Source organism: Thermatribacter velox (assembly GCF_038396615.1).
Classification (GTDB): Bacteria; Atribacterota; Atribacteria; order Atribacterales; family Thermatribacteraceae; genus Thermatribacter; species Thermatribacter velox.
The window spans coordinates 1031889-1047200 of record NZ_CP121689.1 but is presented as its reverse complement, the minus strand read 5'-3'; the positions used below and the strand labels follow the sequence as shown (position 1 = coordinate 1047200).

The window sequence follows — 15312 nt, the reverse complement described above, 5'->3', positions numbered from 1 at the left end:
GATGCTTAGGTTTTTAAAAGCGGTTTTCAGAATTGCAGGTAACTGGCTGGTGGGATTGCTGGTAGTAACCGTAATATTCGGTTTCCTTTCTTTTTTCTTTCTTTCGCGCCACTCTCTCCCCCCTCAAAGCTTTGCTATCGTACGTGAAGTTTGGGTTAGGGAAAGTCCTCTTTTTGGGCCTTCTGCTCTCCCCTATCGGGTCAGGGTAGTGGAAAACAGTACTCCGCGGGCGGCAAGTTTTCTTGTTCAGCCACCACCGTTTGGGGTGGTTGAAGACGTCTTCCCACTTGACTCGGGCATTCCCATGGAAGTTAAAGTTCCGCTTTGGACTAAAGATCAGATTTCTGGAAATCCCAACGACCAGAACCTGGTTTATGTGGCAGATATTAAGACTACCATCTCCATTGTAGATCGTGAAAAATTTGCAAAAAGGGTTGACCCCCTTTTGGTTCGCTACCGGCTGGATCTTATAGGTGAGGAAGCGGAATTCCAGTTTATGAAAAGTGGCAGTGTGGTAGTACCCGAAAGCAGGATTGATTTGGCAAAGGAAATGTGTCGTGCTCGCTTTTATAGCGAACTTTTTGAACTTTTAAGCCAGATTGGGGGAAGCATTGAAAACAAGCTCTATTTTCTTTCCAGAACTGTTGCAAGAGAAGGAAAGAGTGATTCAGAGGTAAGAATAGAGATATGGAAAACGCTGGAGCGCTATCCCTGGTACAGACTTGAACCAGATGCTCTGGCCAACGTTTTGCAAACGGAACGGGAAGTTTTTGAAAAGATTGTGGAGCTCCTGCAGGCAGAAAATAGGGATGCTGAAAAAGCAGAAGTTCTTCGTAACGAAATTAAACAGTTTTTTGACAACTATGTTGACCAACACCCAGGAAGTTTCCTTCAGGATTTGTGGGATTATTCGGTTGAGGTATTCCTTACTCAGGGTAGCATCAGGACTCCCGAAGAGATTAGAGCCCTGACCTATCGTTTTGTACACCAAAACACACAGCTTTTGCAAGAAGCCTTACAAGGTGGCAAGGAGCAAAGCTGGAGTGAACAAAAATATGGCTTTGCCTTTCAGGATATCGAAATTGTTTTTGAAGAGGATTTGGCAACCAATTACCTTCAATTTTTGCCTTGAGGTGGTTTTTATGGAACTTGCTACAGTGCAAGCGTTTCTTCTGGATATGGACGGCACCTTTTATCTTGGGGACAGGTTGCTTCCCGGGGCTCTGGAGTTTATTGATTTTCTGATGAAAAATGGGAAGAAGTTTTATTTTTTAACCAACAACTCTTCGCATAACGTAAACTTTTATCTAAAGAAACTTGCCAGACTTGGTTTGAAAAATGTTTCTTCTCGTAATATTATTACTTCAGGACAGGTTTGCGCTTATTACATCCGTAAGCTTTCTCCCCGGGCGCGAGTTTTTCTCCTCGGTACCCAGGAGCTGGCCATAGACTTTATGCGCGAAGGCCTTCTTCTGGTGGAAGAGAATCCAGATTACGTGGTTTTGGGGTTTGATAAAACTTTGACTTACGATAAGCTGCGAAGAGCTGCTTCCTTTGTGAGGAGCGGAGTCCCTTTTCTGGTTACCCATCCAGACCTAAACTGTCCTACCCCTCAAGGCCCCATCATTGATGCTGGGTCTATAATGAAGGCAATAGAAGCTGCTACAGGTGTCCAGGCTCGGGTATTTGGCAAGCCTTATCCCGAAACTGTTTTTTATGTCCTGGAAAGGGTGGGCCTTTCCAGGCATGAACTGGCTATGGTTGGAGATCGTCTTTACACCGATATGAGAATGGCCAAAGAAGCGGGAATAATTTCTATCCTGGTTTTGACGGGTGAAACTTGCCTTTCAGACCTGAAAGATTCCCCATGGAAGCCAGATTTTGTGTTTTCCTCTTTGCAGGAGTTACTCGAAAACATGAAAAAGACTTTAACGGAGGACGAGTGTGCCAATGCTTGATATACCTTCCATTGTTAAAAATGGTGTTCGAGATTTTCAGTGCATCTGTGGTCGTAGGCATTTGGTCCCGGAGCAAAGGGTTTTGCTCGGTATGGGGGTGCTTTTCGATTTGCCCCAAGTTCTCTCAGAGCTCAATCTTGGGAAAAAGGCACTTCTTGTTTCTGATGAAAATATATTTCCTTTGTTTGGAGAACAAGTTGTGACCTTGCTGGAGAAGTCTGGGGTGGGTGTTGAGATCTGTGTGCTGGAGCAACCTTCAGGCTTTTTTTACTTAGAGCCGGATGAAGATGCAAGGAGCCAGATAGGGGTTCATCTTCAGGAAAACCCTGATTTCATAGTTGCCCTTGGTTCAGGAGTGATTAATGATTTATGTAAATTTATAGCACATCGAGTGCAAAAACCATATATTGTTATTGCTACTGCTCCTTCTATGGACGGTTATTCCTCCCCGGGGGCACCTATGCTGGTTGGTGGTTACAAGGTTACCTTTGAAGCTCGTCCGCCCCGAGTAATCGTTATGGATCTTGATATTCTTTCACAAGCGCCGCTTGAACTTATTCAGGCAGGTTTTTCTGATTTGATGGGTAAAACCACTGCTAACGCTGACTGGGTGCTCAGGCATTATCTTCTCAATGAATATCTATGTGAGTACAGTTTTGAGCTGGTCAAAGAGGGGTTGGAATACCTTAGCAGGGAAGCAGCCCTGCTTAAGGAAAGGTCTCCAGAGTTTGTGTCCAGCCTTTCAGTGGCTCTTTTCAATTCGGGCTTGAGCATGACACTGGTTGGAGACTCTCGCCCTGCTTCAGGTCTGGAGCATCTGGTTGCTCATTATCTTGAAATTTTCGCACTGCATCGACACCTGAACCCTTCTTTACACGGGTTAAGGGTAGGAGCGGCTACGGTTGTGGCACAGAAATTATATGTTCGTTTTCTGGACGAGGTACACCTTTTTTCTTCCTTTGTCAGTAAGAAAAAACCGGAAGTTTTGCTTGATGAGCTAAAGCTACACTTTGGGCCTCTTTTTCTTTTTGTAGAGAAGGAAGCTGCAGAGAAGCTCTCTCCTCCTCTTGCTTTCGGTGATTTTTTTGCAAATCCTGTTTTCGTGAGGAAAAAAGTGGAAGAAAAATTGCTTGTGGTTTCCCACGTTGAAGAGACGCTTAAAAGAGCTGGAATTCCTTCTTCATTGCAGGAACTAGGTTTTGGGGAAAGCATGGTTCGTGATGCGTTTCGTTATGCTCGTTTTTTGAGGAAGCGAATTACCCTACTCGACCTTTTAGATTGGTTTGGTGTTCTTGAGGAATATCTTGATTGGGCGCTTAGGTAACTACTGGGATTAGTTAACCAAGGAAGTAAGGATTGTTCCAGCCAGAAAGTGTTCTCTGGCTGGAACAATTTCAAGCTTTAGAAGATATACTGCCAGAGCAAGCTTTCCAGTTGCGATTGAGTTAGCTCTCCCAGGGCTCTTCCCCGAATTTCCCCGTTTTCATCTATGAAAAGATAGCGGGGGACTCCTGTTCCAGCAAACTGGCGCTGTACTTTTCCATAGTTGTCAATCAGAACCGGGAAAGACCATCCATACCTGTTGACAAACTGACTGCGAACCATTGCAGCATACTGTTCTTGGGAAGCAATAAGCATGCCTGAGGTGCCTTCTTCGTTAACTGCTATGGCGAGAATGACCAAATTTTGAGAATACCTGAACTTTTGGTACACTCTTTCCAGAGTGGGAGCTTCATTGACGCAGTGGGGACAAGTAGTTTTAAAAAATACTACCAGAACCGGTTGCCCTCGAAAGTCTCTCAATGAGACCGAGTTTCCATCCAGGTCAGGAAGGGTGAAATTGATGCCTCTGTCAATGGTTTCTTCCGGGTTCTGTCCTGAGGAGGGGGGAGCGCTCTCTTCTGGTGACCAGCTAAAATAAAGTGAGGAACATCCTGCCACCAAAAAAACAGTAGACACACAGACCAGCATTACCAGAACCAGGGTTTGTTGTTTTTTCCAGTTCACTCCAAATCACCTCTTTCGTTTTTTATATTCCCCCCTCCTCGGATTGTTTACCGTATTTTTTCAATTCTCTGGCAAGTTCTGCCAGATTATTACTGATTTTTATCTGAGGATACTTTTCTTTAAGCTGATACAGTTTGATAAGCACCTCTTCTGCTCTTTTATAATAATCCATTGTTTTCGTTTTTTCACCTCTTGCATAATAAAAATCACCTATGGATTTCAAAGCCGAAATAAGGCCTTCATAGGTGGCAGGGACTAAAGGAGCGTTCTGGACGGCTCTTTCAAGATACGAAATACCTGTCTCGAATTTACCCATTTCAACATATAGAAAACCGAGATACTGGATGTACTTGTGATTTTGAGGGGCCAGGCGATAGGCTTTCTGGGCTTCTTCAAAGCTTTTTGCTCTCAGGAAAGGTTGCTTTTCGTCCAAAAAGCGAGACCGCAGTGCGTTACTGTATATGAAATGGGTTTCTGCGTTCCAGGGGTTGAAATGGAGTGATTTTTCCGCCAGTAAAGCAGCTTCTTTCCAGTGTCCTTGATTCAGATAATACTCGGCTTGGATTGCATAGTTGGTGCTCTGGCTCATTATAAGACACAAAACCATAAGCACCGCAGAAACAATTACGGAAAATGTAGTAAGTATAACACGCATCTTGGATTGATGAGCATATTCCTTCCTTTTTGAGGTTTTTTCTATTGCAATTCCCCTTTCAGGAACTGCTAAGCCTGCGAAAGACCACACGGTGAGCTGAAACGCTCCCAGAGAAAAGTTGACATCTATAAGACTGTGCAAAAGCCCCATGAGCAGGATACCTAAAATGCCTTTTTGTAAAATCTGTTCCTTTCCAAATTCAGATTGCAGAGCTTTTTTAAAGATAAATACGAACAAGCTCAGAAAGAGCAGAATGCCCAGTATCCCAGATTCTACCAGGATTTGAACATAGAAATTGTGGGTGCTTTCCGTAAAGTAGGGAGCAGATTGGAACTTGAAGTAAAGGGTTTTCCAGGCTCCACCGCCCCATCCATTCAAGGGGCGGAGTGAAAATATTTTTAAGGCGTCTCGGTAAAAAAGAAACCTTTCCACAACACTGTGAGTCTGCAGGTTGATATCCTTAATGCGCTGCGCAAAGCGAGCAGGAAGAAAATCGCTCTTTGTAGCTGTTACGAATAAGAGAACGAACAGTACTACCGCTGTGGAAATCAATATGGCAAGTTTTTTCCGATTTATTGCGACGCTTCTTTTTTGGAAGAGCTGAGTTACAAGCTCGCCAAAGACGGCGAAGGCTATGCTGGCTGTTATAAGGTGGCCAAAAAAGAAAGGATTTTTTTGAAGAAGCAATGTTTCAGTTTTTGGGAGAAATGGCAAGAAGATAGCAGCACTTCCCAGGTTGTAGGTAAGCAGACGAGCAGCTTCCGGGGGTTGTAAAACGAATAACAAAAAAACCAAACTGAGTGGAAAGGTTAAGTATCCGCCACGTGAATAGGTGAAGAAAAAGGCTCCCAGGAGCACAAAAGATACCAGGAAACCTGGAATACGCCAGGAAAGTTTTTCTTCCAGAAGAATAAAAACTAAAACAGAGATATATCCCATAGCGAAGTAGGCACCGGCTGTGTTTGGGTATTGAAAAGAAGCATTGAGGCGTCCGCCAAGAAAGAGATCTCGAAAACTCATTTTCAAAAACATGCTCTGGGGGTCTATCCAGCCCATTTGATAAGAAAAACCCAGAAGGGCAAGGATCAAACCGTTTAGACCAAAAAGGAATAAAAAGAGCTTTTTCAAAGATAACGGTATTCGAAGCTTCCTCATGGCAAGGAATAAAAAAAAGCAGGTGGCATAAGTTATAAATTCCTGAAAGGCCAGGCCTTTATCGGCTGCAAGGGGAAGGTTAAGAAGGTAAAGCAGCGCAAAGCCCGCGTATAACCACTCTGTAATGTCGCCAAAGTGGAGCCACTCTTTGTTGTAACTGCGCCACAGAAGCCAGAGAAGAACGATAACGTTTAGTGCTGCCAGGAAAGGGTATTTTTCGTATTCAAAATATAGCCCTCGGTAATAGGGCGACAGGAAGACCAGGAAAAACAAAGCACCTGCTACACAGAGTTCTATATTCCTCGGGCTATCGGCACTTTTCGGGTAAGCGGTTTTGGACATTCTGGAATTAGAGGATATCCAGTATTTGTTCTTCCAGTTCTGCTTCGCTCATAAGGCCTACTTTGTCATCAACTATTTCGCCGTCTCTGTTTATGAAGAAGTTGTGAGGAATATAGTAAACATCATAGCTTTCGCTTACTTCTTCGTCTTCATCAATAAGGATGGGGTAGGTTATACCATAGTTTTCGACAAAATTTCTCAGTTCCTGAAGGGAATTAACATTAACTGCAACTCCGACTACAAGCAGCCCCGCGCTCTGGTAGGTATTGTACATTTTTACCAGGTTTGGTGTTTCTTCCTGACAGTAGTGGCAGGTGGTTGAAAAAAAGTAAAGCAAAATTGGCTGGCCAAAGTGCTCGCTCAAAGTGAAGTATCCTCCCTCAAGTGCAGGAAGTGTAAAGTCCTCTGCCAGCTTTGCCTGGTTGTTTGGTGGCTGGATTGGCAAACATCCGGAAAAAAGGATCAGTATCAGGAATAAGCCTGCGATTTTGACAAACTTTCTGGTGACAAACTTTTTAAATTTCATGGTTTTTTCTCCTTTTTTGTATTCTATACGAGAACGTTCCAAATAAAGTTTCAGGATTGAAGAGGTGTCCCTTTCATCCACTCTCCCTGCGACTTAACGAGTTTTACCTTAACGATTTTTCCAACCTGCTCTTCCCGAATATTTTCACACTGCACCGGTACGTAGTTTTCTGAATACCCCTTGCCTGTTTTCTGGTTTCGGTTTTCTATCAGCACATCCACTGTCTGGCCCACCAGGGATTGATAGAACTTTTCTCTTGAACGTTCGGCTATGGCACGCAAGGCCTTTTCTCTCTCGCGCTTTATTTTGGCAGGTATTCCCTGTTGTTCCTCAAGTTTCATGGCTTCGGTGTGAGGGCGGGGGGAAAAGGGGAAAATGTGCATTCTTGAAAAGGACACCTTTTCACAAAAGCTGAGGGTTTCCATAAATTGTTCTTCGGTTTCTCCCGGGAAACCAACTATAACATCAGTGGTTATTCCTACCAGCGGGTTGAGGGCCCTGGCACTGTATACCAGCTCCTCAAAGAATTCTTTACTGTAACCACGTTTCATTTTTTTGAGTATTTCGTTACTGCCACTCTGCAGTGGCAAATGAAGGTGAGGACATGCTCTTTCTTCAAGGGAGAAGTATTTCTTTAAGAACTCCTTATTTATCGTGAAAGGCTCAAGCGAGCTAAGTCTGATACGGACCGACTGGGTGTTTTGAAGTATAGCTTCGATAAGCTTTAGGAGGTTCTCCCCCCTTTCTTTTCCGTAGTACCCCAGGTTTATCCCGCTGAGCACGATTTCTCTTGCTCCCCGCTGTTCGAGGATTTTAACTTCGGATACGATTTCACAAATTTCCCTACTTTTTACTTTTCCTCGCAGATGAGGCACAATACAGTAAGAGCAAAAGTGTTCACAACCGTCTTCTACCTTTATCCACACCCGGGAACGATTAGTGCCTGGAACTTTGTTGCTTTTAACTTCAAGATTGAGTTTCGTCTTTAGGTAGTCAAAGACTTCTGTTTCTTTTTCTACCGAAGGCAACAGGATCACTTTTCCATTACGGCAGAAAGTGCAACCTTCAAGATGGACTTTACGGGAATAACAACCGGTTACCAGGACCAGAGCGTTGGGATTGGCGCGTAAAGCTCTGTTTACGAACTGTCTGGATTTTCTTTCCGCTTCTCTGGTTACTGCGCAGGTGTTGATAATGTATATGTCTGCTTTTTCCTCAAAGCCTACCTGGTGGAGTAAGCTTTCAGAAAGCGAACTCGCTATAACATCACTTTCAGATTGATTTACCTTACAACCCAAAGTTTTGATGGCAAATTTCATGTGCGTGCATATCTTCAAAGTGGGATTTGATAACTGCTAATCCAAAAATTGCAGCTGTTTCGCTTCGCAAGATTGTTCTGGAAAGCAAAACAGGGATACAACCCATTTTGGCAAAACTTTCTTTTTCAGATTTTGAAAAATCTCCTTCTGGACCTACTAAAAAAAGCAGGTTCTTTTGTTTGTCTTTCGTATTTGAGTGAGAATGTTTCAGATATTCGGATAATGTTTTTTGTGCTTGTGGGTCGGCAATAAGCTTTGTTCCCACAGTGGATTCCAATTTATGCGCTACTTTTTTTATATCTTTAAGAAAGCCTATTCTTGGCAGAAAAGGATAGCCCGATTGTTTACAGGCTGAAAGCGCAATTCTTTTCCATCTTTTGAGGTTGCTCTTGGAAATTGTTTTTTTCAAGGAATGCATGGTAGGGAAAAAGTAGATGCAGGAAACTCCTACTTCCGTTGCCTTTTCTACCAACCAGTCTGTTCGGGAAGTGCTTTTAAGCAGAGCCTGAAAAAGTTGAAAACCGTTTCGGTATACAGGGTTAATGTTTTTATCTGCCCAGTTTTCTTCTATTTTTGCTTTTGCCCTTTTTCCATGATACGCTTCAAGCCGAGCTTCCAAAAAGAGCCCCCGTCCATTCCATAGCGTAATTTTCTCACCAATTTTTATTCTGTTTGCCATAAGGTGCTTGGTTTCTTCCTCAGAAAGAAAAATCCAATCTTTAGCCTTGCTTAAGAAAGGATAGAAGAAAAATTTACTCATGTTCAGTTTTCGGGATTGACGAATGCCTCTTTCAATCGTTCAAAGAGCCCACCATTCTTTCGTTTTTGGTGACCGTTATTTTTGCTGGAATTTCTGGGTGGACTTTCTATATTCTTAAGCTGCTCAAGAATTGCTCGGTGTTCTGGTGATAGAACCTTGGGAATTTTCAATTTCAACTTGACAAACTGATCTCCTTTCACTCCAGAACGGGGGTCTACTATTCCCTTTCCTCGAAGTCTCAGTAGTGCTTCAGGGTCTGTGCCTGGTGGAACATGTAATTTTTCCGTACCGTAAAGAGTGGGTACCTCTATTTCATCACCCAGCACCAGTTGAGAGTAAGCAAGCTCAACGGTACAGTAAAGGTCATTACCCTTTCTTTCCAGGAACCGGTGTGGCTTGACTTTAATGTATATGTAGAGGTCTCCTGGAGGCCCCCCGTTTTCTCCTGCTTCGCCTTCGCCAGCTATCCGCAAGCGATATCCTGTGTCCACTCCTGGCGGTACTTTTACTTTTACTTTTCTGGCTCTGCGCACCTTACCCCGTCCGTGGCAGCTCTTGCAGGTATCTTCTGGTGTCCAGCCCTTTCCTCCACAGTAAGCACAGGTCCTTGAGGTCACTACTGTGCCAAAGAAAGAAGTTTGAGTATGACGTATTTCACCTCTTCCGTGGCAGTGGTGGCAAGTGATTTTTTGTTTGCCGCCGATACCCTTGCAATCTGGACACTCCTCCCAGCGCTCAAAAGATACCTCTTTTTCCACACCAAAGGCAGCTTCTTCAAATTCAAGGTTTATTTCTAAAGTGACACTGTTTCCTTTGCGAGGTTGGGTTCGTGTATGGGAGCGTCTTGCTCCTCGAGTACCTCCAAAAAACATGTCAAAGAGGTCTCCAAAATTCCCGAAATCTTCAAACGGATTAAAGTCAAAATCGCCGTATTCTGTTTGATAATGGTTTCCGAAAGCAGCATGACCGAAACGGTCGTATTGAACTCTTTTTTGAGGATCCGAGAGAACCTGGTAGGCTTCGTTTATTTCCTTAAACCTTTCGGCCGCTTCCTGGTTACCCGGATTAACATCAGGGTGAAACTGTCTTGCCAATCTTCGATAAGCACGTTTTATCTCTTCCTGTGAAGCGTTGCGGTCTACTCCAAGTACTTCGTAATAGTCTTTTTTCATAGCTTTGTTTCCACCTTTTGCTTTTCAAAAGCTTGGAACTCTAACAATAGTATACACCATAAACGGAGTTAGGGGTGGAACAAAGTTAAATCTGGTATCCCCCTCTCTGGGGGTTTCAGAGAGGGGGATACGGTTGCTTCGTTATTTCCCTTCGTCGTCCACGACTTTGTAGTCTGCGTCAACAACGTCTTCTTGAGAAGACCCGGTGCTTCCTTCTTGCTCTCCTCCACCAGTAGCACTTTGGGCTGTTTGTTGGTAAAGTTCTTGAGCCATAACGTGCGAAGCGCTTTGCAGCTCTTCCATTTTCCTCCTTATTTCAGCTATGTCTTCGCTCTTCATAGCTTCCTTCAAAGCAGAGAGCGCCTTTTCTACCCTTTCCTTAGTGGCACTTGAAAGTTTATTGCCAGAATCACGCAAAGTTTTTTCGGTAGTGTATATGAGATTATCTGCCTGGTTTCTGAGTTCGGCTTCTTCTCGTTTTCTGCGGTCTTCTTCTGCATGCATTTCGGCTTCTTTAATCATGCGGTCTATATCTTCCTTAGTTAATCCGCTCGAAGCCTTGATGGTTATGGCCTGTTGCTTACCTGTAGCCAGGTCTTTAGCTGAGACGTGGAGTATGCCATCTGCGTCTATATCGAATTTAACTTCTATTTGAGGCACACCACGTGGAGCTGGTGGAATGCCTGTTAGCTGGAAGCGCCCCAGGGAATAGTTATCCTTGGCCATGGGACGTTCGCCCTGCAAAACATGAATTTCCACCGTAGTCTGGTTATCTGCTGCAGTTGTGAAAATCTGGCTTTTAGAAACTGGGATGGTCGTGTTGCGTTCTATGATCTTGGTGAAAACTCCTCCCAGGGTTTCAATGCCCAGCGAAAGCGGTGTAACGTCAAGAAGCAGAACGTCCTTGACTTCTCCCTTCAAAACGCCTGCTTGTATGGCTGCGCCCATCGCTACAACTTCATCGGGATTGATGCCCCTGCGAGGTTCCTTTTTGAAGATTTTTTCGACGATTTCCTGTACCTTGGGCATTCTGGTCATTCCACCAACCAGAATAACTGCATCAATGTCTTCTGGCTTCAAGCCAGCGTCTTGCAACGCTTTTTCACAAGGACCAATGGTTCTTTCAATCAAATCAATGGTTAGCTGCTCAAGTTTTGCACGGGTTAAAGTCATTACCAGATGCTTGGGACCACTTGCATCTGCAGTAATAAAGGGAAGGTTAATTTCAGTTTCCAGAGCAGTTGAGAGCTCACACTTTGCCTTTTCGGCTGCTTCCTTAAGGCGTTGCAATGCCATCTGGTCATTGCGTAGGTCTATTCCTTGATCCTTCCTGAATTCTTCGATGATATAGTCCATTATTCTACGGTCGAAGTCATCTCCTCCCAGGAAAGTGTCACCAGAAGTCGCTTTTACCTCGAATACTCCATCTCCGATTTCCAGTATTGATATGTCAAAAGTTCCACCACCCAGATCATACACAGCGACAACTTCTTCTTTCCCTTTACCAAGCCCATAGGCTAAAGCCGCTGCCGTAGGTTCATTGATAATTCTTTTTACTTCTAAGCCGGCTATCTTACCTGCGTCTTTGGTAGCTTGCCTCTGACTGTCATTGAAATATGCAGGGACAGTAATTACCGCTTCAGTTATTTTTTCACCCAAATACTCCTCGGCATCTTCTTTGAGTTTCCGTAATATCATGGCAGAAATTTCGGGAGGAGTATAAACTCTTTCTCCAATTTTCACGCAGGCCTCACCGTGTTTACCAGGGACGATTTCATAAGGTAGCACCTTACGTGCTTTTTGGACTTCGGGATCTTCGAAACGCCTTCCCATCAAGCGCTTGATCGAGAATACAGTGTTTTTGGGATTGGTTATGGCTTGTCTTTTAGCAAGCTGTCCTACCAGAATTTCTCCTTTTTTGGTCCAGGCGACAACTGAAGGAGTAAGCCTTGATCCTTCCTTGTTGGGAATGATGGTAGGCTGTCCTCCTTCAAGGTAAGCGACTACTGAGTTGGTAGTTCCCAAGTCTATACCTATTACTTTGGCCATTTTTCATTACCTCCTTCTTTTTATGCAAATTTGTCTTCAGAAATTCGGTTTACTTTGACCTGAGCAGGCCTCAGGACTTCGTCATTCATTAAGTAACCCTTTCTTATCTCTTCGACTATTTCATAATCTTCGTGATTTTTGTCTGAAACTGTGGCTACTGCTTCGTGATATTTGGGATCAAACTTTTTGCCAATACTCTCGATTTGTTTTACACCCTCTTTCTCAAGTATGGTCAGGAATTTCCGGTAAATGAGCTCAAATCCTTCCACTATAGCGCCAGTTTCACCGCGTTTTTTACTCTCTGAAAGAGCTCTCTCTATATCGTCAAGTATCGGCAAAAGCCTTATAATGAGATCCCGGTTTGCCGTTTTTAGAAAGTTCTGTCGATAAATCATCTCTCTTTTTCTGAAATTATCGAATTCGGCTTTGACTCTTTTCAGGTCGTTTAAATAATCCTTGGCCAGTTTTTCTTTTTCCTCAGCAATTTTCTTTTGTTCTTCAAGAGAAGCCTTCAATTTCTCTACTTCCTCCCGGGAAACTTTTTCTTCGGGAGGGCTTTCTGCTCGATTTTGTTTGAGGGCTTCTTCCATTTTTTCAGACATTCTTTCACCGCCTTTCTGTTTCAGTTTGCTGGTTTATTGACCAAATTTTACCTTTCTGAGCAGATAGAATTAAATCACTTTTTGAAGCATTTGTCAAGTAAGGTCAAAAAATTTTGGATAAAGTCAGCAAGACCTAACTCGGAGGGAAATATCAATTCTTAAAAATCCTTGACACGCTGACAGGCCATTCGGAGACCCACAACACTGTAGAAGGCAGGGTGTTTTTCTAAATCCCCTCCTTGCTGTTTTGAGACGGTTATTTTGGAGACTGGTTTTCTTCTTTTGTTGTTTCCTGGGTTTTTTCTTCTTCTTTTGCTTGGAGTTTTTTAAGGATGGTAACGGTTTCCCAGAGCTTTTTGTCAACCAGGTAATTTATGGTTCCTTCTTCAAACTTGCCATCTTCCTTTCTTTTGCCAGCGGGTAGACCAGTCAATATTTCCATTGCTTCATCGACTGTTCTGACAGCGTAGACATGAAATTTGTCTGCCTTCACAGCTTCTATTACCTCTTCGTCAAGCATAAGGTTTTTAATATTGCTTTCTGGAATGATGACGCCCTGAGTTCCATCCAGTCCTCGAGCTTTGCAAACCCTGAAAAATCCTTCTATTTTCTGGTTAACGCCGCCTATGGCTTGCACTTCTCCTTTTTGGTTTATGGAACCGGTGACAGCTATGCTCTGGCGGATGGGTATTTCGGCCAAGCTTGAAAGTATAGCGCAGGTTTCTGCAAGGGAAGCACTGTCTCCTTCTACTCCTTCGTAGGATTGTTCGAAGCAAATACTGGCTGAGATGGAAAGAGGTTTATCCTGAGCATATTTGTAGCCAAGATAACCGCTTAGGATGAGAACTCCTTTATCGTGAATTTTGCCACTTAAACGTGATTCACGCTCAATGTTAACCACGCCTTGTTTTCCAAGAAAAACCCGTGCTGTTATTCTTGAGGGCTTACCAAAACTGTAATCACCAAGGTCGTATACGGCAAGACCATTTACCTGGCCTATAACTTCTCCTTGGGTATCAATGAGCAAGGTATTTTCTTCGATGAGTTCCTGTATGCGTTCTTCAATAAGATTGAGCCGCTTTCTTTTTTCCTGGATTGCTTTTTGAACATGCCGTTCAAAAACCTGGTTTTCTCCTTCTTTGCGTGCCCAGTAATCGGCTTCTATAAGCACATCTTTAAGAAAGCCGAGACGTGAGGTTACCTTTTCTTTGTGAGCTACCAGGCGAGTAGCATACTCGATAGTCTTAGCCACTGCAGTTTTGTGAAAAGGTAGCAGATTATTGTTTTGGCAGCAAGTTCTTATAAATCCAGCGAATGAGTTTATAGTTTCGGCATTCTTGCTGATTTGATAGTCAAAGTGGGCCTTTATCTTGAATAACTCTCTGAAGTCCTCATCAAAGCTTGTAAGCAATTGGTAAAAGATTTCTTCTCCAATCAGAATTACTTTTGCTTTGAAAGGCAAAGGGTCTGGACGAAGGCCCTGGGGGGCGATGAGGCCATACTGTTCGAAAGGATCTTCCATCCGAATCATTCCGGTTTTCAGAACTCTTTTCAGTCCATCCCAGGTTCCAGGGTTGACGACCAGGTCTTTGAGATACATGATGATGTATCCACCATTTGCTTTGTGGAGTGAACCCGCCTTGAGCATGGTGTGGTCGCTAAAATAAGTGCCCATAAATGCCCTTCGTTCGATGCGTCCAAAGAGGTTAATCCAGTTGGGATGGGTTTCAAATATGACAGGGGGGTCTTCGGTTTCTGAGTTGTCAACAAAAACGTTGATTTTGAAAGGTAGAAAAGGATCTTGAAGGCGCTGGATTGGCAAGAGTTGAAGAGGTTGGACAGGTTGGCTTTCTTGAGCATCTCGAAAGATGTGTATATACTGCAGTGTAAAGTTTTTAAGGGCTTTGAGGAACTCAACAATGTCGGGAATTTCACGATATTTTTCTATCAGTTCCAGAAAATAAGGGGTAATAGTAAACTCGGCCACCTTTTCGTCGAGTTCTCGTATCTGATTTTTCAATTCGATTTCCAATTGGTGTATTTTCTCGAATGCTTTGTTGATTTTAGTCAGCAATTGCTGGCGTTTATTTTCTATGTTCTCTTTTTCTTCGTCGCTGAGTGCTAAGTACTGTTCTTGGGTCATCGGTTTTCCATCAACCAGGGGGACCAGAATTGGTCCCATCGTGGTAGCTCTGAAGACAAATCCTTCCTCAAGAGCCATTTTTTCAAGTTCCTGAATTATCTGGCGGTGTTTTCTTTGGTGGCTATCGATGAGTATTTGCTTCTGGTTTTTGTATTCATCACTGCTGAAGGCTTTGGGAATAATCTCTTTTAAAACTTTAAGTAGGTTTTCTGTAGAACGGGCAAAGTTTTTGCCCTCTCCCCTGGAGAGACGCAGTATTTTAGGTTGGTCAGGGTTGTCAAAGTTGAATACATAGCACCAGTCAAAAATCTCAAAAGGTTGCCCTGCTTCCTTCTTGCGCTTGATAATGTCCTGGATGGATTTTTTAACAGCTTCAGCTCGTCCTGATCCTGAGAGACCGCTTACAAAAAGGTTGTAACCTGGGTGTTCAGTTTCAAGACCCATTTCTAAAGCCCTTAGAGCTCGTTCCTGGCCCAGGATTTCTTCGAGGGAAGAAACCTCTTCTGTGTTTTCAAAAGGAAGGGAATCAGGATCGCAGGTCCAGCGAAGTTGCTCCGGAGCAACTGCATAATTCTGAATGTCAATTTTTTTGTTGTTCATTTTCTCTCCTCACCCTGATAGATT

General features: G+C 43.5%; 12 protein-coding genes. 3 read left to right on the top strand and 9 right to left on the bottom strand.

The genetic code is table 11. The annotated features are described in order from the left end of the window. Position 1 precedes the first annotated feature (1 nt). The 3 genes from QBE54_RS05265 to QBE54_RS05255 are packed head-to-tail and all read left to right on the top strand — an operon-like array spanning position 2 to position 3282. A complete protein-coding gene (locus tag QBE54_RS05265; RefSeq protein WP_369019287.1) occupies positions 2-1132 on the top strand; it encodes a hypothetical protein in 1131 nt (376 codons plus the stop codon). A gap of 10 nt (positions 1133-1142) precedes the next feature. Continuing rightward, positions 1143-1958 carry an HAD-IIA family hydrolase gene (locus tag QBE54_RS05260; RefSeq protein ID WP_369019286.1) on the top strand — a complete coding sequence of 272 codons (816 nt, stop codon included), beginning with the start codon at positions 1143-1145 and terminating at the stop codon, positions 1956-1958. Next, positions 1951-3282 carry a sn-glycerol-1-phosphate dehydrogenase gene (locus tag QBE54_RS05255; protein WP_369019285.1) on the top strand — a complete coding sequence of 444 codons (1332 nt, stop codon included), beginning with the start codon at positions 1951-1953 and terminating at the stop codon, positions 3280-3282. The genes QBE54_RS05260 and QBE54_RS05255 overlap by 8 nt, the downstream gene beginning before the upstream one ends. Before the next feature lie 77 nt (positions 3283-3359). Here the strand turns inward: QBE54_RS05255 and QBE54_RS05250 are convergent, their stop codons facing one another. The 9 genes from QBE54_RS05250 to QBE54_RS05210 all read right to left on the bottom strand — a co-directional run bounded on the left by QBE54_RS05250 (position 3360) and on the right by QBE54_RS05210 (position 15288). Continuing rightward, the gene (locus tag QBE54_RS05250; protein WP_369019284.1) at positions 3360-3965 is read right to left on the bottom strand and encodes a TlpA family protein disulfide reductase; all 606 of its coding nucleotides are present in this window, start codon (positions 3963-3965) and stop codon (positions 3360-3362) included. A gap of 22 nt (positions 3966-3987) precedes the next feature. Beyond that, entirely contained in the window at positions 3988-6117 is a 2130-nt protein-coding gene (locus tag QBE54_RS05245; protein WP_369019283.1) for an O-antigen ligase family protein, read from the bottom strand. A 7-nt stretch (positions 6118-6124) separates the two neighbouring features. After that, positions 6125-6643, bottom strand: a complete 519-nt coding sequence (locus QBE54_RS05240) for a TlpA disulfide reductase family protein (protein WP_369019282.1) — start codon at positions 6641-6643, stop codon at positions 6125-6127. Between the two features lie 50 nt (positions 6644-6693). Beyond that, on the bottom strand, positions 6694-7962 hold the full coding sequence (mtaB, locus tag QBE54_RS05235; RefSeq protein ID WP_369019281.1) for a tRNA (N(6)-L-threonylcarbamoyladenosine(37)-C(2))-methylthiotransferase MtaB: 1269 nt from the start codon (positions 7960-7962) through the stop codon (positions 6694-6696). Continuing rightward, a complete protein-coding gene (locus QBE54_RS05230; RefSeq protein ID WP_369019280.1) occupies positions 7931-8722 on the bottom strand; it encodes a 16S rRNA (uracil(1498)-N(3))-methyltransferase in 792 nt (263 codons plus the stop codon). Before QBE54_RS05230 ends, mtaB begins: the two co-directional genes overlap by 32 nt. Before the next feature lie 2 nt (positions 8723-8724). Then, a complete protein-coding gene (gene dnaJ / locus QBE54_RS05225; protein ID WP_369019279.1) occupies positions 8725-9894 on the bottom strand; it encodes a molecular chaperone DnaJ in 1170 nt (389 codons plus the stop codon). 141 nt (positions 9895-10035) lie between these two features. Continuing rightward, complete coding sequence (gene dnaK, locus QBE54_RS05220) at positions 10036-11943, bottom strand: molecular chaperone DnaK (protein WP_369019278.1); 1908 nt, start codon at positions 11941-11943, stop codon at positions 10036-10038. Positions 11944-11963: 20 nt separating this feature from the next. Beyond that, a complete protein-coding gene (locus tag QBE54_RS05215; protein ID WP_369019277.1) occupies positions 11964-12545 on the bottom strand; it encodes a nucleotide exchange factor GrpE in 582 nt (193 codons plus the stop codon). A gap of 256 nt (positions 12546-12801) precedes the next feature. Then, a complete protein-coding gene (locus tag QBE54_RS05210) occupies positions 12802-15288 on the bottom strand; it encodes a Lon protease family protein (RefSeq protein ID WP_369019276.1) in 2487 nt (828 codons plus the stop codon). Positions 15289-15312: the final 24 nt, after the last annotated feature.

Bases quoted from the DNA above. Each gene is read 5' to 3' on its own strand.
- QBE54_RS05245 (WP_369019283.1), bottom strand. From the start codon at position 6,117: ATGTCCAAAACCGCTTACCCGAAAAGTGCCGATAGCCCGAGGAATATA.
- QBE54_RS05230 (WP_369019280.1), bottom strand. From the start codon at position 8,722: ATGAGTAAATTTTTCTTCTATCCTTTCTTAAGCAAGGCTAAAGATTGG.
- mtaB (WP_369019281.1), bottom strand. From the start codon at position 7,962: ATGAAATTTGCCATCAAAACTTTGGGTTGTAAGGTAAATCAATCTGAA.
- QBE54_RS05240 (WP_369019282.1), bottom strand. From the start codon at position 6,643: ATGAAATTTAAAAAGTTTGTCACCAGAAAGTTTGTCAAAATCGCAGGC.
- QBE54_RS05265 (WP_369019287.1), top strand. From the start codon at position 2: ATGCTTAGGTTTTTAAAAGCGGTTTTCAGAATTGCAGGTAACTGGCTG.
- dnaK (WP_369019278.1), bottom strand. From the start codon at position 11,943: ATGGCCAAAGTAATAGGTATAGACTTGGGAACTACCAACTCAGTAGTC.
- dnaJ (WP_369019279.1), bottom strand. From the start codon at position 9,894: ATGAAAAAAGACTATTACGAAGTACTTGGAGTAGACCGCAACGCTTCA.
- QBE54_RS05255 (WP_369019285.1), top strand. From the start codon at position 1,951: ATGCTTGATATACCTTCCATTGTTAAAAATGGTGTTCGAGATTTTCAG.
- QBE54_RS05260 (WP_369019286.1), top strand. From the start codon at position 1,143: ATGGAACTTGCTACAGTGCAAGCGTTTCTTCTGGATATGGACGGCACC.
- QBE54_RS05215 (WP_369019277.1), bottom strand. From the start codon at position 12,545: ATGTCTGAAAAAATGGAAGAAGCCCTCAAACAAAATCGAGCAGAAAGC.
- QBE54_RS05210 (WP_369019276.1), bottom strand. From the start codon at position 15,288: ATGAACAACAAAAAAATTGACATTCAGAATTATGCAGTTGCTCCGGAG.